Source organism: Streptomyces sp. NPDC001530 (assembly GCF_042894545.1).
GTDB lineage: Bacteria > Actinomycetota > Actinomycetes > Streptomycetales > Streptomycetaceae > Streptomyces.
In genome coordinates this window covers 93,384-110,524 of record NZ_JBIAVS010000005.1, presented here as the reverse complement: position 1 = coordinate 110,524, position 17,141 = coordinate 93,384, and the positions used below count along the sequence as shown (strand labels likewise).

The following is a 17,141-nucleotide window of genomic DNA, read 5'->3' as shown; positions in this document are numbered from 1 at the left end:
CCACTATAAGTGGTTACCATGACACCTACGCCTACGCCTACGCCGGTGCACTGGAAACTCGTCATCGATGCCGCCGACCCGCACGCCCAGGCCGACTTCTGGGCCGCCGCGCTCGGTTACGAGGTCGAGGACAACAGCACGTTCGTCGAGCGGCTGCTGAGCCTCGGCGCCCTGCCGGCCGAGGCCACCATCGACTTCCACGGCCGCCCTGCCTTCCGGGACCTGATCGCCGTACGGCATCCGGACGACCCGTACGACCAGGAGCGCGGCATCGGACTCGGGCGGCGGCTCCTCTTCCAGCGCGTACCGGAGCCGAAGACCGTCAAGAACCGGCTCCATCTCGACCTGCACCCGGGTGAGGGCCGCCGCGCCGACGAGGTCGAGCGGCTGGCGGCGCTGGGCGCGAGCGTGCTCCGGCAGGTGAAGGAGCCGGCGGGCGAGTGGGTGGTGATGGCGGATCCGGAGGGGAATGAGTTCTGCGTGCAGTAGAGGCATCTCGCCCAGTTGCAGTCGATCGCCACCGCCAACGGCGGCAACCGTGCGCACGGCGGTGCCGGTTGCAAGGCCTCCATCGACGGGTCGCCATGACAGGGACGCACGTCGACAGGTCGAACATCACCGACGCGGCGCTGGACCAGAAGGCGGACGCGTTGGCGTATGCGGTGGGGGAGTTGTCCTCGTAGGTTGTCCCGGCCCCCGTCTGCTCAACTCCCTTGCCGTGGAAGAGCGTTCCGCGGTGAGGGCGTGTGCGGCGGCCGGCGTGGAGCCCGAGCGCATACGGGCCGCCACGGCCGTCGGCACACGCCCGCCGACGGCGACGTCGGCCGCGACGCGGGAGCGCAGGGCACCTACCTGGGCCAGGTGCTGCTGCAACTGGCCCGGGGTGAGCGTCTCGGCCGGCACGCTCACCGCGGCCCGTACGGCGGCCGGGTGCGTGGGGATGGGAGCGGCGCCTCGGGAGGTGACGCGGGGGCGAGGGCGGCCGCCGCTTCGGTCCGTTCGGTCGGTTCCGCTCGTTCGGTCGGTTCCGCTGGTTCGGTCGGTTCCGCCCGGTCGTGCCGGCTGGAGTGTGCGCCAACTCATCGTGCCGGTCAGTTCGTTGACGTATACCTCGGTGCGTGGGCGCGACTCGCGTGGGCGCGGTGAGCGACGGCGGGCGGCGTCGGCCCGCTCGCGGCCGTGGTGGTCGCCTTGTCGCGGCCCGGCCGGACCGCTGCCCCTGCCGCTGCCGCCGGGCCGGTCGGTCCCCGCCGCCCCGGTCCTTCGCTCCCTGCGGTCGTCACTGGCCATGGGCTCGGGGGCTCTGGGTGTAGGGGTTGTCGGCCAGGACGCGGGCGCGTTCGGCGAGGCGGCCCATGCGGGTGCGGGCCGATTCGAGCTGCTCGATGTCGTCGGCGGCGGGGCCGCCGTCGGCTGTGAGCTCGGTCCACACGCCGATCAGATCCCGTCCGAGGTGCAGGCCCTGCAACGGGTCGCGGACGGCGCGCCAGGCCGCGGCCGCGCTCTGTACGTTGCCGTACGCGGCGCGCGGGTCGCGGTGGCGTCGGCGGACCCTGGCGAGGTCGAGCGACAGGTGGAACGACCTGAACGCGTCACCGGCCAAGTAGGCGATGTACGCGGTCAGTTCGCGCAGCTTCAGCACCTCCGGGTGCTCCTCGCCCAGCGACTGCGCCGCCTCCGCGACGGCCTGCTCCGCCATCCCCGCGGCCGCCTCGATCCGGCCCATCTTCACGGCCTCGTTGATCCGTGCCACGGGCTCCACGAGGAAGGCCGCCGCGCCCTCGCCCTCCTCGGGCGGACTCGGCGCCAGCACCGCCTCGGCGACCGCGTCGAAGCCCCGCACCGGAGCGGGCTTCGGCTCCGGCTCGGGCTCGGGCTCCGCCCCGAACATGACGTCCATCGCGGGGGCCGCCTTCCGCGCGGGACCGGCTTCGGCCACCGGAGCCGGCCCGAACTCCCCGGTCGGCGCCGCCGCCACCCCGGCCGCCGACTCCGGCACCGCCCGCAACACATGCGTCGCTGCGGTCCCAGGCAACGGCTTGGGCTCCGGCACCGCCCGCAACACGAAGGTCGACGGGGTGGGGGCGCCGGGCGCGGGGGCGGCGGGGGGCGTTGCGGGGCGTACGGGTTCAGGTGCCGGGGCAGGTGGCTCCGACGGGCGTACGGCATCGGGGGCCGGAGCGGGTGCCTCCGACGGGCGTACGGCATCGGGGGCCGGGGCAGCGTGTGCGGCGGGAACCGCTGACACCGGTGCCGGGGCGGTGGGCACAGGCTCGCTCACCGACACCCACGCCGGGGGCGGCACGACAGCACTCGCCGCAACGGGTGCCGGTGCGGAGGGCATCGCGCCACTCGCCGGAACAGGCGCCGGACCGGCGGACGCCACGGTCCTCACGGGTTCCGGAGCCGGTGCCGACTCAGGCCTGGGCATGGGCGCGGGCGCAGGCGCCGGAGCCGACGCAGGTGCCGGAGCCGGTGCAGGTGCAGGTGCCGGAGCCGGTGCAGGTGCAGGTGCCGGAGCCGGTGCAGGCGGCGCAGATGCCTGTGCAGGAGCAGGTGCCGACCCGAGTTCCGGGTTCGGGACAGGCGCGGGCGCGGGCGTGGGGTCCGTCTCCGCGACAGACGTGGGCGCGGGCGCCGGCGCATGCTCCGGTGTCGGCTCCGGGACCGCCCGCAGCACATACGTCGCCTTGTCCCGACGCGGAACCGGCGGCGTCTCGGGCGCGGCGGGCACCCCGGTCGCCGGCCCCTCGGGCGCTCGCTCACGGGATGCGGAAGCGGCAACGGGAGCAGTCGGAACCGGTGCCGTCGGCCGCGGCTGCGCAGGCGGCTGCGGCTCCTGAACCTGGCGTCGCGCCTGCGCCTCCGCCGAAGCACCCGGCACCGCCGAAGCCGCGGTCCCCGCCCCCACCCGCACCGGCTCCCCCGCGTACCGGCTGGAGCCGTCCACGTACACCTGGAGCGGGACGACGAAGCCGATGCGTTCGTCGTGGATGGTGGCGAGGACGGGGTGGCCGGTGGCGAGGGCGAGGCGGTGGAGGTAGTTGAGGACGGCGGCCTGGACGGTCTCGCCGTGCGCGGCGACGACCGGCATGCCGCCGACCGTGGCGCCGGCCGTGGACGCCGGCACCCGTACCTCGATCGGGGTCACCCCGGCGGCCGGTTGCCCCCCGGGCGCGGCACCGGCCGAGCGCTGCCGCTTGAGTTCCCGCTTCTGTTCGCGGCTGAGTCGAGACATCGGTTCCCTCACTCGGGGTGATCAGGGGAGGAAGGGGCGGACGGAGAAGAAGACGACGGAGACGAAGAGGAGGACGACGGCGAAGAGGACGCCGGGGACGGGGGAACCGCGGCCTCCACCGCTGTCACCTCGTCGACGTGCCACGGCTGCCCACGGCCCGTACGCGTCAGCTTGAGAAAGACGTTCGCGCGCGGCCCCATGCCCGTCCAGCCGTCGCGGCCGTGGGCCGTGCCCTCGACGAAGAGGGCGCGGTAGGCCAGGACGGCCGTGTCGGTGGGGCCGTCGCCGTCGTCGTCCGACGTCACGTCCACCGTGGTCCAGGCCTTGTGGTCGGCCCAGTTGTTCCAGTCGTTGCCGGCGCCGCTCGCGGGCCGGTACGACCGCTCGGCGGCGGCTTTCTTCGCCGTGAACCAGCGGGCCGAGCGCAGCACGGCATCGTGCGGACCGGAGTCGTACTTCGTGTCATAGCCGTACGCCACCTGCGCCCACACCTCCGATACCTCTGTCGCGTCCGTCCCGTCGACGCCCGACGGGCTCGGCACCCGCGCGTCCGCGCCCAGCGGCTTGCCCGACGGCAGCGGCGCCTTGGGCGCCACCGACGGGAACACGGAGGGCGACGAACCGGGCGCGCCCACCGCGTCACGGTGATCCTGCAAGCCACAGCCCGTCAACGCCAACAGCCCGGTGACGGACACGACCGCCGCGGCGATCGTCCCCGTATGCATCGCCGTACCTATCGTCGTACGTGCCCTGGTACGCATCGCCGTACCCATCGTCGTACGCGTCCTCATCCTCGCCTCCCTCCTCACTTCAGCCCCAGCCAGGGTGCCGGATCCACGTACTTGCCGTTCTGCATGACCTCGAAGTGCGCGTGCGGTCCGGTCGAGTAACCGGTGGAGCCCACCGCGCCGACCTGCTGGCCGACCTTCACCTTCTGCCCGACACTGACGTTGATTGCGGACATGTGGTTGTACGTCGTCGAGATCTGGTCGCCATTGATGGTTCCGTGCGAGATGACGACGCGGTTGCCGTAGCCGTTGGCCCAGCCCGCGGAGGTGACCGTGCCGTCCCGGGCCGCCTTGAACGGCGTACCGGCCGCGGCGCCGAAGTCGATGCCGGTGTGCAGCTTGTAGACGTGCAGGATCGGGTGCATGCGCATGCCGTACGGGGAGGTGACAGGCGGGTCGCCGGGAATCGGCATCGCCATCTGCTGCCCGTCCGGGAGCTTGCCCGGCGCGTCGTCGACCGACTCGTACTTGGATATCAGCGACTTGATGCGGGCGACGTAGTTCTGTGTCTCGGTGTACGGGGGCATGCCGCCGTACTGCTGCACCGCGCCCGGTCCCGCGTTGTACGCGGCGAGCGCGAGGTCGAGTGTCTCGCCCTGCGCCTCGCCGCGCCTCTTGTAGCCCTCGACCTGCTTGGCGAGGGCACAGTCGTAACGGCCCTGCGCCATGATCGCGTCCCCGGGGTCGTACGGGGATATACGGCCGTTGCCGTCGTCGTCGCGGCCCCAGGTCGTCCAGGTGCCAGGCATGAACTGCGACAACCCCTCGGCGCCGACGGGTGATTGGGCGTTGGGGTTCCAGCCCGACTCGGCCTCGATCTGCGCGGCGATGACGGCGGGCTTGATGACGTCGCACATCGCGCCCGCCTTCAGGACCCAGGGCACGTACGCCGCGGGCACGGTGCCGTTCTTCAGCCCACCGCCCGCGCCCGACCCCGTATCCGCCTCGCTCTCCGATCCGCTCACCGCGACCATCATGATCACCGGCATGATCACCGCGGCGAGACAGCCGCCGACCACCCAGGTCATGGTGCTTCCGCCCCCGTTGGACATCGGCTCCCCTCAGCCTCAAGATCCGGTCGTGTACATGCAGTTGAGTCTCTCGGCTCACACCCGATGCATGCGTCACCACGGCGTCACAGGCTCGTCCCAGGAACTCACGCCCCGTTACCTAACCTGTTCGGGCGCCGTGAAGATCGGTGGGCCGACAACGGAGGAGAGTGGCGATGCAGGGGATCGCGCAACAGGGGCTCGACGGGCCCGAGATCTGGATTCGCGGGCCGGTCGGTGAATCGGAGCCGCAGCAACCGGAGGAAAGAGCGGGGTCGGGATCGGGTCAAGTCGCCGTGAGCGCACGGCGGTTCGCCTGGGTCGCCACCCATGGCGGCGCCGGTGCCTCCACGCTCGCCGCCGTCTTCGGCGGCCATGACACGGGCCGCAACTGGCCCCGGCCGGACCAGGGCGAGCCGGGGTCCGTCCTGCTCGTCGGGCGTACGCACGCGGCCGGTCTGGACGCCGTCTCGCACACCCTCGACATCTTCCGCCGCGGTGACGCGCCCCCGGGACTCGACCTCGACGCCATCGTCCTGGTCGCGGACGCGCCCGGCCGGCTGCCCCGTCAACTCGCCCAGCGCATCAAGGTGATCGGCTCGGTCATCGACGTCTACCGGGTGCCGTGGGTGCCCGCCTGGCGCACCGGCGACCTCACGGGACCGCTGCCGCGCGAGCTCACATCACTGGCCCGACTGACCGGGAGGACCACGCCATGAACACGCTGCACGCCATGACCACCGCACTGACCCTGGCCGCCGACGACGGCCCGCCGGCCGGTGTCACCACGGAACTCGACAAGGTCCTGAACATCATCGCCTGGCTGGTCACCGCGGCCGGCGTGGCGGGGCTGATGATCGTGGGCTCGCGCATGGCGATCGCTGTCAAGGCCGGTGACGGGGAGGAGCACTTGAGCCAGTTCCTGATGGTGATGGGCGCTTGCGTCATCGGCGCGGCGGCGGGGCCGATCGTCGATTTCGTGATCTGAAGCAACGGCCCCCGCCCCCCTGCTGGCCCTTCTCCTGCGAGGCACCCTCAGATCTGAGGGTGCCTCAGCCATTTCTGAAGGTTCCTCAGTTCATTTCCTCGGGCTGCCCACCTGGTACTTGATGACGATCTCTTCCCGTCTGTCACGGACACGTCACCGACAGGTGCTGGATCACTACATCGCTTGGCCGGACCTCACAGGAGTCGCCAAGCTCACTGTGCAACCGGGAACTCGGGCGTCACGCAGCCCTCCATCACCCGCAAGAACCCACAAGCAACATCGAGCAAGCACGGTCAAGCACCGCTCACATCAAGCACGTTGTCGGCCGGCAGCCGACCACATCGGGGAGAAGCCATGTTCAAGGCGATAGCAGCCAAGGCCCACATCTACCTGGCGGACGGCAAGGTCCCCAACCCCAAGAGCGACGCGCCGAACGCGCTGACCGGCAAGGTCGACACCGTCCTCGGCATCCTCGCCTGGGCCGGTACCGCGGCGGGCGTCGCGGGTGTGCTCATCACCGGCGCCATGATGGCGATCTCGATGCGCCGCGGCGAGGGCTCGGAGCACATGGGCCGCCTCGGCATGGTCCTCGGCGGCTGTGTCCTGGTCGCCACAGCGGGCCCCGTCGTCACCTTCGTCTTCGCCTGACCTGATCCCACGTCCGATCAGAACCTGATGCGAAGGGAGCACAAACCATGCTGAACTCCGGCCGGTCCCAAGGGGGCAGCGGGGAGTGGGAGCAGCCGTTCTGGCAGCAGCGAGGCTGGATCCTGTCGGCCGGGTTCCTGCTGGTGCTGCTCGTGCTCGCCGGCTTCACGATGCTGAGCGGCGGCGACGGGAAGTCGGCGAACGCGTCTGGCGGCGCGGACCCGACGCCCGCCCCGTCCGCCTCCTCGGACGCGAACTCGGGTGGTGGCAGCGGCGGTTCGGACACCCGGCCCGCCGGCTGCCGCACCGACGACAGCGACCAGGCGAAGCCGACCGCGGCTCCGAAGGACTTCACCTGGAAGGCCAACGGCACGGGTCTGGTGCCGGTCTCCAAGACGGTCGGCCCGCTCAAGTACGACGGACCGGTCTGGTCCTGCTTCGCGCACACGCCGATGGGCGCGGTCATGGCCGCCCACGCCATCACCGACCACCTGAGCTACCAGGGCTGGCGCCAGGTCGTCGACCAGCAGGTCGTCCCCGGCGCGGGCCGCGAGGCGCTGATCAGGAGCCGCTCCGCGGAGGGCGACAAGCCCACCTCGGGCAAGCCCGACGCGGGAGGCTACGCCGGCTTCACGGTCCTGTCGTACGACAAGGAGAAGACGACGGTGATGTTCGTGGTCCGCGTCCCCGGCAAGGACGCCTACGGCACCGCGTCGGTCACCGTGCAGTGGCGGGACGGCGACTGGAAGCTCGCGCCCGACGCCGACGGCACCGTCTATTCGGGCATGTCGCAGATCAGCGGCACCGACGGCTTCGTCACCTGGGAGGCGTGAGATGGCTTGCTCCTGGCGGATATACGACTGCGTGATCGACGAGGTCGGTACCCAGTTCACCCAAGGTGCCGTCGTCGTCTTCGCCAAGGCGATCGGCGACGCCGCGTCGGAGGTGCTCAAGGCGCTCAACGGCGTCTGGATGAACGTCGACGTGGACGACCCCTCGAAGCCCATCGGCCTCATCGACAAGGAGGTCGACTGGATCGTCGCCTATGTGGCCGTGGCCTCGCTGCTGGTCGCCGCGATCAGAATGGCCCTCGACCGCAAGGGCCAGCCGATGAAGCAGGCCTTCTTGGGGATGTGGAAGGTCATCCTCGTCGGCGCGGTCGCCGTGCCGGTGGTCCAGGCGCTCACCAAGGCGTCGGACCTGTACGCCCAGCACGTGTACGAGAAGTCCGACCTCGGCGACACCGCGTCGACGATGCTCGGCGTGCTGACGCTCAACCAGCCGGGCCTGGTGCTCATCTTCGGTCTGCTGGTGATGCTGTCGAGCTTTGTGCAGATCTGTCTGATGTACATCCGCATCGGCGTCATGATCATGCTCGTCGGCACGCTGCCGCTGGCCGCCGTCTCCTCGATGACCGGGTGGGGCGAGGGCTGGTGGAAGAAGCACGTCGGCTGGCTGGCGGCCTGGCTGCTCTACAAACCGGCGGCCGCCCTGATCATCTACTCGGCCACGTCGATGACCCAGGACACCAAGAACCTCGACCAGACCATCGCGGGCCTGGGCATGCTGATCATGGCGGTCTTCGCCCTGCCGGCCCTGCTCAAGCTGATCGTCCCGGCGACGGCGGCGCTCGGCGGCACGTCCGGTGGCACGGTCGCCCTCAACGCGGCCAACAACATCGCGACCGGCGCCGTCAGCATCGCCGCGGGCGGTGCCGGAGGAGGCGGCGGGGGCGGTGCGGGCGCGGGTGGCGCGGCCGGCCCGAAGGGCTCGCCGTCCGCGGGCGCCGGCGCTCCGGCGGGTGGCGTTCCGGCCGGTGGCGCGGGAGGCGCGGGCGGAGCGGCCGCCGGTGGGGCGGGTGCCGCCGCCGCGGGTGCGGCCACGGGCGGCGCGGCCGTCGCGGTCCAGGCCGCCGCGGTCGCCGTACAGACCGGTGTCGCGGCCGCCACGGAGGTCGCCAACTCCCTCGACGACAACGACGGCATGAAGGGCCACAACCAGTAAGGCCGACAGGCCCTTGCCCGGGGGTTGGGGCGACCGCCGCCCGACAGGCCACCGCCCGACAGGCGCCGCCCCAACCCCCGTACACCCCACGCACTTCGAGCTGAGCCGGAAGAAGGAACCCCATGTCCACCGACGCCATGACGCGTCCCACGTACGGGAACTGGCGCAGGCCCCGCCGTCCCGGACTCGGTCCGCTGGGTCTGCTCGGCACCGTCGTCGCTTTCGGCGGACTGCTGGTGGCGCTACTGGCGTCGCTGGTCTCGCTGATGGCCGCGATCACCGTGCTCGTGCCGGTCGGGCTCTTCCTCGCCCCGCTGGCGCTGCGCACGGTCGACGGCCGCAACGTCTACCAGGTCCTCGCGATCCGCGTCGGCTGGATGAAGCGGAAGGCCAACGGCTCGCACACCTACGTCTCCGGGCCGCTGTCCAAGCGCCCCGGCGGCCGCTTCCAGCCGCCCGGCCTGCTCGCGCGCACCAAGATGTACGAGGGCCGCGACGCCTACAACCGCTCGTTCGGGGTGCTGCACCACCCGGGCCGCGGCCTGTACACCGTGGTCCTCGCCTGCGAACCGGACGGCGGTTCGCTGGTCGACCCGCAGCAGGTCGACATCTGGGTGGCCTCCTGGGGCGACTGGCTCGCGCGGCTCTCGCACGAGCCGGGTCTGCGCGGCGCCCAGGTGGTCGTCGAGACCGCCCCGGACACGGGTACACGGCTGGCGGCCGAGGTCCTCCCGCGCATCTCGCCGGACGCTCCGGCCGCGGCCCGCGCCGTGATGGAGGAGGTCGTCGAGCGCTACCCGTCCGCGTCCTCCGAGATGCACACGTACATCGCGCTCACCTACGGCCCGGCGGGCGGACCCAAGCGCGACATCGACGACATCATCACGGATCTGTCGATGCGCCTGCCCGGCCTGCTCTCGGGCCTGGTGGCCGCGGGCGGCGGCAGCGCCTACCCGCTCTCCGCCGAGCGGCTCGCCGAGATCGTACGGGTGGCGTACGACCCCGCCATCGCCCCCGACGTGCTCAGCGCCCGCGCCGAACACGCCACCACCGGGCTGGAGTGGAGCGACGCGGGCCCGGCGGCGGCGGTCGAGACCGTCACGAACTACAAGCACGACTCGGGTGTCTCGCGCACCTGGATGCTGACGCTCGCGCCGCGCGGCACGGTGCGCTCGAGCGTCCTGCGCGGTCTGCTCGAACCCGCGCCGGGCACCCGGCGCAAGCGGGTCTCCCTCATCTACCGCCCCATCGACCCGGCGACGTCCGCCCGGATCGTGGAGTCCGACCGTCGCTCCGCCCACTTCATGGCGGGTTCGCGACGCGGTCTCGTCCAGGCGCGGGCCAGTTCGGAGATGCAGGCCGCCGAGCAGACCGCGGCCGAGGAGGCGGCGGGCGCCGGGCTCGTGGAGTTCTCGCTGATGGTGACGGTCACCGTCGACGACGAGGAGCAGCTGCAGGACGCGGGCATCACCGTGCGCAACCTCCAGGCGTCCTCCCGCATCCTGATGCGCCCCGCGGACCGTATGCAGGCCTCGGCCTTCACCTGCACGCTGCCGGTCGGCCTGCTGCCGTGGGAGCACACCCTCGTTCCGTACCAGATCCGGGAGGCGCTGTGAGTGCCGTGCATTCGATTCCCAGTGCTCCGCCGCGTGGCTGGTACGGGCCCGGCGGAGGCCAGGTCGGGCATGTGGACCCGCCCTCCATGTGGCGCGCGACCACGGTTCAGGCGTGCGGGCTGTGGCCCTTCGCGGCGGGTTCCGGCGCGCCCATGACCGGAGTCCCGCTCGGGCAGCACCTGCACACCGGCGCGACGGTGTGCGGCGACCCCATCTCCTGGTTCACCCGCGCCCGTTACATCTCCAACCCGTCCCTGTTCATGCTCGGCATGCCGGGCCTGGGCAAGTCGACGCTGGTCAACCGGATGCTCATCGGCATGTCCGCGACGGGCATCACTCCGCTGGTGCTCGGGGACCTGAAGCCGGACTACGCGGACACCGTAAGGGCGTTGGGCGGCCAGGTGATTTCCATCGGCCGTGGTGTCGGGGGCATCAACGTCCTCGACCCGGGTGCGATGGGTGAGGCGGCGGTACGCATCGGCGGTGATCGCGGACGCATCCTGGCGGCGGAGGCGCACGGTCGTGTGCTGAACATGGTCGCCGCGCTCATCACGATCGTGCGGGGCCGTCCGATGGACGACCACGAGCAGTCGGTGCTGTCGGCCTGTCTCCACCATCTCGCGGAGCGTACGAAGCCGGGGCGGGCGCCGCTGCTGCCGGATCTGTTGAAGGTGCTGGACGAGGGGCCGGACCGGGTCCGGGCGGTCACCCTGGACCGGGGGAACGTCGCCCGCTACCAGGAGGCCGTGGACCCGCTGCACCGTTCCCTGCTCGGCGTCCTGGACGGGCCGTTGGGCGACACGTTCGCGTCCGAGACCTCGACGCGGATCAACCCGGCCTCGCCGGCCGTGTGCGTGGACATCTCGCGTATCGGCGAGGCGGATACGCAGCTGACCGCGGCCGCGATGCTCGCCGCGTGGTCGGACGGGCTGGGCACGGTGGCGGCCGCCCATGCGCTCGCGGACGCGGGTCTGGCCCCCCAGCGGTGGTTCTTCACCGTCCTGGACGAGCTGTGGCGCCCCCTGCGGGCCGCCTCCGGCATCGTCGAGCGGATCGACGCGCTGACCCGCCTCAACCGGTCGCTGGGGCTCGGCGACGCGAAGATCACGCACACGCTGAAGGACGCGGAGGCGCTGGGCACCGAGGCCGACCGTGCGAAGGCGCGCGGCTTCGTGGAGCGGGCCGGGATGGTGGTCTGCGCCGGGCTCCCCCGCACGGAGATGAAGGAACTCGGCGAGATCGTCGGCATGTCCGAGCGGGAGATCGAGCTGGTGTCATCCTGGTCGTCGCCGCCCGGGTGGGCGAGCACGGGCGGCAACGAGGAACCGCCCGGGCGCGGACGCTTCCTGATCAAGGTCGGCGGACGCCCCGGCATCCCGATCAAGGTGTCCATCACGGACACCGAGCGGGCGTTGCACAACACGAACACCCGGTGGTCGGAGGCGGGAAAGCCGAGCCTTTCCAAGGGAGCCGGGCGATGAGTACCCATCCCGGACAACCTTTCTTCGCCCCCTCCGCCCCTACCCGTCCCTGGGGGCTCCGCCCCCAGACCCCCGGGTGGTCCTTCGGCTGCGGGTGGGTGGTGGCTGGTCGCGCAGTTCCCCGCGCCCCTGACGGGGCGCGTCACTCAGCCCGTCCGGCGTTTGAGGACGAGGCCGTTCAGGCCGAAGCGGGGGGTCTGGGGGGCGGCAGCCCCTCAGGTACGGGAATGGGTAGGGGCGGCGGGGGCGAAAACCATCGGGGGGACCACAGATGAGCAGCACACGTAAGAACCACAGCAGCGGGGAGGATTTCCTTCCCTGGATCGTGCCGGGGGTTGCCTTTCTCGTCGGCACAGTCTTCTTCGGGGCCTGGCTGGGCGGGACCATCGGGGCGGCGGCGAGCGGAGCCGGGTGGGATCCGCCGCCGTTCGGGCTGACCACCCTGTCGGCGCTGGTCAAGGACGGCCCGGCCACAGTGTGGCCACAGGCGTCGACGACCGCGGTCGCGGCCGGCATGGCGACCGTGTTCGGCGTGGTCGTGGCCCTGGTCGTCGCACTTGTCGTGCTGGTGCGGCGACGGAGCGCCAAGCCCAGTGGACTCGCCGGCCGCAAGGAGCTCGCCGGGCTCCTGCCCAAGGGCGCGGCGCAGCGCGCACGGCAACTCCGGCCGTCGCTGGCCAAGTTGGGGAAGATCACCCCGGACGACACCGGGAACCTGCTCGGCAACCTGGAGCCGGGCGGCCCGGAGCTGCGCTCCAGCTACGAGGACGTGGAGCTTGACCTGATGGCCCCCCGGGCGGGCAAGTCCACGGGCATCGCGGTACCGCGCGTACTGCGGGCCCGCGGCAGCGTCCTGCTGACGTCGAACAAGGCGGACGTCTACAGCGTGACCCGCGCGGAGCGCGAACGCGTAGGAAGGGTGTGGACGTTCGACCCCCAGGGCATCGCCCACACCCCCCGCACCCTGTGGTGGGACATGCTCGCCGACGCCGCCACGATCGAGGGCGCCCGCCGCCTGGCGGGCCACTTCGTCGGAGCCGTCAACGACGACGCGTCCAAGCGCGACTTCTGGATCTCGGCCGCGCAGAACACCCTCACCGCTCTCTTCCACGCGGCCCACCGCGGCGAACGCCGGATCGGCGAGGTACTCGCCTGGCTGGCCGACCCGGCGGACCGCACCCCCGTCGACCTGCTGCGGGACGCCGGCATGGCAGCCCTCGCCGACCAGCTGCAAGGCACCATGCAGGGCGCCGTGGAGACCCGCGACGGTATCTACGAGACGGCCCGCCAGTGCGTGGCCTGTCTGCTGGACCCGAGCATCGCCGCATGGGTGACGCCCGACCCGGACCTGCCGCAGTTCCTGCCGGAGCGGCACGTCCTGTCCACCGACACGCTGTACCTCCTCTCCAAGGACGGCGGCGGCTCGGCGGCCGGTGTCATCGCGGCGGCCGCGGACTCCGTGCTGCGTGCGGGAGTCGTGGCGGCGGAGCGGATGGGCGGACGCCTCGATCCGCCCATGACGGCCGTGCTCGACGAGGCCGCCAACGTCTGCCGGATCTCCGATCTCCCCGACCTGTACTCGCACTTCGGCTCGCGCGGCATCAACATCGTGACGCTGCTGCAGAGTTACCGGCAAGGCGTACGGGTGTGGGGCGAGGCCGGCATGGACGCGCTCTGGGGAGCAGCCACCATCAAGCTGCTCGGCGCCGGCCTCGACGACGCGGACTTCGTGGAGAAGATCTCCCGGCTGGTCGGCGAGCACGACGTGTCGACGGTCAGCTGGTCCAAGAGCAAGGACGGGCGCTCCCGTTCGACCTCGTACCGCCTCGAGCGCATCCTGCCCGCCGACCGCATCCGCGCCCTGCCCAAGGGCACCGCGCTGCTCCTGGCCACCGGCATCAAGCCCGCCCTGGTCCGGCTGCGCCCCTGGTACGCCGAACCCGGCGCCGACCGTATCGCGACCGCGGCGCAGGCCGAGGTCAAGGCCATCACCGCCCGCGCCGCCGAAGGGATCATCACGCGATGACGACCACCGCCACCGAGCAGCAGGTCCAGGAGGGGCCCGCCGCCCCGCCGTTCATCCTCTACCTCGTCGGCCAGGAGTACGCCGAGGAAATGAGCCAACTCGCGCTCTGGGTCGCCGACTTGCTGCTTCCGGTGTACGGCCGCGAGGTCACCTCGCAGCAGCCCTGGTGCCCGCGCTGGTGGGAGCACCTGGAGGCGGTCGCCCGGCTGCACGGGCTGTGGCTGGCCTGGCAGGAGCACACCGACCCGGCCGCGGGCGCGTCCGGCCCTGCCGTCTGGCACCGCGACCACCTCGGCCCCGTGCTCGCCGAACTCCGGTCGCCCAGCGGGCCGTTCGCGGGCTGCAAAGCGGGCAGCCACCGGGTGAAGGCGGCGCCGACGGTCGAACCGTACGACACCGGGCGCGCCGTCGCGGCGTACGACGAGTCCGATTCCTACGAGGCCGACGTCCGGTGACCGCCGGCTGCCCCGTGCTTCTCTCCACCGTCCGCCCAGCCACGAGGAGCCACCTCTCATGACCGGCATCCCCCGCGTCCCTCCCCCCGACAACGCGACCACGCCCTCCCTCCGCGCCTACCTCGGGCTCTACGCTGCCGGACTGGTCGAGCGCGAGCGGATGATCGCCACCGTGGCTTCCTGGCCTTTCGAGGCCGAGGAGGAGCTGGACGAGTTGCATACAGAACCGACCCACCAGGACAACACGATGCTGGTAGTGGCCGCGGCCCGCCTTCTCGGACAGCTGACACGCGAAGACGTGGAGGAGATCCAGCGGCGCATCGACCGGTCGGACCAGACCGGCGGGAAGGGGCGGCGGCCATGACACCCGAGGGACCGGAGACGGGGCTCGCACCCGAATACCGCACGCTGTACCGGGAGTTGCAGACCCGCATGGCCATCGGCGGCGATCTGGGACCTGGTGACCGAGACACCTTCGCGCAGTTCCGGGAAGGAGTGCTCTGGACCCCCGAGCGCGAACGCATGCACACCGCGATTCTCGACGAGTTCAAGTCCCGCTGCGCGGAACTGCCCCGCGACGGCCACGCGGCCCTGTTCACCGCGGGCGCGCCCGGCGCGGGCAAGGGCGGCGCACTGCGCGGGCTGGCCGAATGGCAGAGCCAGGGCGAGGAGTTGGGGCGCGCGTTGGCCGAGGTGCACGGTGTCGACGTACGCGACTACGTGGTCCTCGATCCGGATGAGTTCAAGGTGGCCATCTTCGAGCACGGGGGTGCTCCCCAACTAACCCCTCAGGCACATGAGTTACCGGACGGCCGCCGCGTCTCACCTTCCGAGATGGCCTCGCTCACTCACCGGGAATCGGCGCACCTCCTGAGCGTCTTCGAACAGTGGGCCAGGTCCGAGGGCCACAACCTCCTCTACGACACCGCTCTGCGTGACGTGCAACGGAGCGGCCAGCTCCTCGACGACCTGCGCAGGGATGGCTACACCCAGCGCGTCATGCTGTCGGTCGAGGTGCCCGTCGAGCAGTGCCTGGCCCAGAACGCGAACCGCTGGCAGCAAGGACGCGCCGAGTTCGACGCAGGCCGCGACTGGTACGGCGGGCGCATGGCGCCTGAGGGCCTGATCAAGGGCATCTACGCAGAGAGCAGTTCGGGGCGTGGCTTCTCCATCGGGCGGGAGAACGCGGAGAAACTGGTGGAGAGCAGGCTCGCGACGGGGTTGATCACGTCCGAGCGGGGGGACTTCGGTGTACGGACGGCGACGGGCGCACCCACGCCCGGTCCGGGGCAGGTCGTCCGCACCGGCCCGGTCGAAACATCACCGGCCTGCCGGCAGAACGACGCCGTCATCCGCACAGCCGTCGCGAGCGGGCTCCGCTCCGGCTCGGGCACAACCGCTGTCCCGGGCGCCGCCACCAGCAACGCCGTACCCTCACCGCCACCGCGCGGCTTCCGGCCGCCACCACCGCCGGGCGTGGGCGGTGGACCCGCGAGGTAGGCGGTCGCCCGGCCGCAGAGCTGTCCACCGCAGGCTCCGGCCCCGCAGGACACCAGCACCCGGGCGGCACCGAGCGGAGGAATACATGACGGGCAAGGAACGAACCAGCGGCGTCGAGGACCTGGAGCCACTGCCTCAGTGGACACCTCGGGAATCCGAGCAACGCCGACCAAGTCCGACAAGTCCTTGTCAATTACCCAGACATTTCCGCGGACGCCGAAGACAGGGGAACCCGAGAAGTGAGGGAAGGGGACCGACATGCGGTGGACCGTCCACGGCGAGCACACACTCCACGACACCCCATGGGTACGGCTGCGCTCACTGGACGTCGAACAGCCCGACGGCACGCGGGCCGACTACCACGTGGTCAGACTGCGGGACGTCGCCGTGACGGCGGCCGTCGACGACGAGCGGCGCGTGCTGATGATGTGGCGCCACCGCTTTGTCACGGACACCTGGGCGTGGGAACTGCCCATGGGGCTGGTCGAGGACGGCGAGGAGGCCGCGCAGGCAGCGGCACGGGAACTGGAGGAGGAAACGGGATGGCGCCCGGGAACACTGCGGGAGCTGGTTTACGCGGAGCCCGCGGCCGGGATCACCGACGCACGGCACTTCGTGTTCCGCACGGACGACGCGCGGCGGACCGGCGAGCCGACCGAACGCAACGAGTCGGACCGGCTGGAGTGGATTCCGCTCTCCTGGATCGGCGGGATGATCGCCCGCAGGGAGATCGTCAGCAGCGCCACGCTGGTCGGCGTCATGGCGCTGCTGCTGGACGTCAGCCCTGCGGCGGACTGAAGCGGTCGATGTTGGCGAGGATGGACCGCTTGCGCTCCAGGTCGTCGGCGATCTCCTCACGCGTGAACCGGTCCGGGTTCTTCGCGTACATCTCGCGCCCGCGCTTCGAGGTGAACCGGTCCTCCGGAATCCGGTCCGCGCCCTCCGGGAGGAACTTGGCGACCTCCTCGAAGGCGGCGATCGCGTACGCGGTGGCCGGCCGGATCTCCCGGTGCTCGGCGAGCGGCGTGTTCAGCAGGCGCAGCCCGGACTCGGTCGACACCTGGTCGCCGATCCACATGAACTCGCCCGGGTCGATGATCCGCGAGGGTTCGGCACCGCCGAACGCCGGGGGCGCGGGGGGCAGTTCCTCGGACAGCTGGAACTCGAACGACCGCGTACGACCGCACTGGGGGCACACGCCCTCGTACACGGTGACCAGGACTCCATCCCGGTCCTCCAGGCGGTGCTCCCTCTCGAACTCCTCCGCGCCGCAGACGCACGCGTGGAGATCCATGTAGAGGTGCGCTTCCTGCATCGAACGAGCGATCAACATGCCATGATCCTACGG

At 71.5% G+C, this 17,141-nt stretch carries 17 protein-coding genes; 13 read left to right on the top strand and 4 right to left on the bottom strand.

Annotated features, from left to right (window positions below; translation table 11 throughout):
• Positions 1-18 precede the first annotated feature (18 nt).
• A complete protein-coding gene (locus tag ACFY0T_RS11005; RefSeq protein WP_388867342.1) occupies positions 19-489 on the top strand; it encodes a VOC family protein in 471 nt (156 codons plus the stop codon).
• A 790-nt stretch (positions 490-1,279) separates the two neighbouring features.
• On the opposite strand, the gene ACFY0T_RS11000 is transcribed toward ACFY0T_RS11005, so the two are convergent.
• The 3 genes from ACFY0T_RS11000 to ACFY0T_RS10990 are packed head-to-tail and all read right to left on the bottom strand — an operon-like array spanning position 1,280 to position 5,078.
• Complete coding sequence (locus tag ACFY0T_RS11000) at positions 1,280-3,238, bottom strand: hypothetical protein (protein ID WP_388867339.1); 1,959 nt, start codon at positions 3,236-3,238, stop codon at positions 1,280-1,282.
• Positions 3,239-3,246: 8 nt separating this feature from the next.
• Entirely contained in the window at positions 3,247-4,029 is a 783-nt protein-coding gene (locus ACFY0T_RS10995) for a hypothetical protein (RefSeq protein ID WP_388867336.1), read from the bottom strand.
• 14 nt (positions 4,030-4,043) lie between these two features.
• Positions 4,044-5,078, bottom strand: coding sequence for a peptidoglycan DD-metalloendopeptidase family protein (locus ACFY0T_RS10990; protein ID WP_388867333.1), 1,035 nt, complete (start codon positions 5,076-5,078; stop codon positions 4,044-4,046).
• Between the two features lie 173 nt (positions 5,079-5,251).
• Here ACFY0T_RS10990 and ACFY0T_RS10985 point away from each other — a divergent pair, with 173 nt between their 5' ends.
• From ACFY0T_RS10985 to ACFY0T_RS10930, 12 genes are all read left to right on the top strand, one after another.
• Positions 5,252-5,794, top strand: a complete 543-nt coding sequence (locus ACFY0T_RS10985; protein ID WP_388867330.1) for a DUF6668 family protein — start codon at positions 5,252-5,254, stop codon at positions 5,792-5,794.
• Positions 5,791-6,063, top strand: a complete 273-nt coding sequence (locus tag ACFY0T_RS10980) for a hypothetical protein (protein ID WP_388867328.1) — start codon at positions 5,791-5,793, stop codon at positions 6,061-6,063. The genes ACFY0T_RS10985 and ACFY0T_RS10980 overlap by 4 nt, the downstream gene beginning before the upstream one ends.
• A 354-nt stretch (positions 6,064-6,417) precedes the next feature.
• The gene (locus ACFY0T_RS10975) at positions 6,418-6,711 is read left to right on the top strand and encodes a hypothetical protein (RefSeq protein WP_388867325.1); all 294 of its coding nucleotides are present in this window, start codon (positions 6,418-6,420) and stop codon (positions 6,709-6,711) included.
• A 47-nt stretch (positions 6,712-6,758) separates the two neighbouring features.
• On the top strand, positions 6,759-7,544 hold the full coding sequence (locus ACFY0T_RS10970) for a hypothetical protein (protein WP_388867323.1): 786 nt from the start codon (positions 6,759-6,761) through the stop codon (positions 7,542-7,544).
• Position 7,545: 1 nt separating this feature from the next.
• Positions 7,546-8,715: a hypothetical protein gene (locus ACFY0T_RS10965; RefSeq protein WP_388867320.1), complete on the top strand. Its 1,170-nt coding sequence runs from the start codon at positions 7,546-7,548 to the stop codon at positions 8,713-8,715.
• A 122-nt stretch (positions 8,716-8,837) separates the two neighbouring features.
• Positions 8,838-10,331, top strand: a complete 1,494-nt coding sequence (locus ACFY0T_RS10960; protein ID WP_388867317.1) for an SCO6880 family protein — start codon at positions 8,838-8,840, stop codon at positions 10,329-10,331.
• Positions 10,328-11,812 carry an ATP/GTP-binding protein gene (locus ACFY0T_RS10955; protein WP_388867314.1) on the top strand — a complete coding sequence of 495 codons (1,485 nt, stop codon included), beginning with the start codon at positions 10,328-10,330 and terminating at the stop codon, positions 11,810-11,812. Before ACFY0T_RS10960 ends, ACFY0T_RS10955 begins: the two co-directional genes overlap by 4 nt.
• Before the next feature lie 271 nt (positions 11,813-12,083).
• A complete protein-coding gene (locus ACFY0T_RS10950) occupies positions 12,084-13,838 on the top strand; it encodes a type IV secretory system conjugative DNA transfer family protein (protein WP_388867312.1) in 1,755 nt (584 codons plus the stop codon).
• Positions 13,835-14,293, top strand: coding sequence for a DUF4913 domain-containing protein (locus ACFY0T_RS10945; RefSeq protein ID WP_388867309.1), 459 nt, complete (start codon positions 13,835-13,837; stop codon positions 14,291-14,293). The genes ACFY0T_RS10950 and ACFY0T_RS10945 overlap by 4 nt, the downstream gene beginning before the upstream one ends.
• 58 nt (positions 14,294-14,351) lie before the next feature.
• The gene (locus ACFY0T_RS10940; RefSeq protein WP_388867305.1) at positions 14,352-14,657 is read left to right on the top strand and encodes a hypothetical protein; all 306 of its coding nucleotides are present in this window, start codon (positions 14,352-14,354) and stop codon (positions 14,655-14,657) included.
• Positions 14,654-15,793: a zeta toxin family protein gene (locus ACFY0T_RS10935; protein WP_388867302.1), complete on the top strand. Its 1,140-nt coding sequence runs from the start codon at positions 14,654-14,656 to the stop codon at positions 15,791-15,793. Before ACFY0T_RS10940 ends, ACFY0T_RS10935 begins: the two co-directional genes overlap by 4 nt.
• A 258-nt stretch (positions 15,794-16,051) precedes the next feature.
• Positions 16,052-16,591 carry an NUDIX domain-containing protein gene (locus tag ACFY0T_RS10930; protein WP_388867299.1) on the top strand — a complete coding sequence of 180 codons (540 nt, stop codon included), beginning with the start codon at positions 16,052-16,054 and terminating at the stop codon, positions 16,589-16,591.
• Here the strand turns inward: ACFY0T_RS10930 and ACFY0T_RS10925 are convergent.
• Positions 16,572-17,126 (bottom strand): hypothetical protein, encoded by a 555-nt coding sequence (locus ACFY0T_RS10925; protein WP_388867296.1) that lies wholly within the window; start codon positions 17,124-17,126, stop codon positions 16,572-16,574. The genes ACFY0T_RS10930 and ACFY0T_RS10925 overlap by 20 nt on opposite strands.
• Positions 17,127-17,141 lie beyond the last annotated feature (15 nt).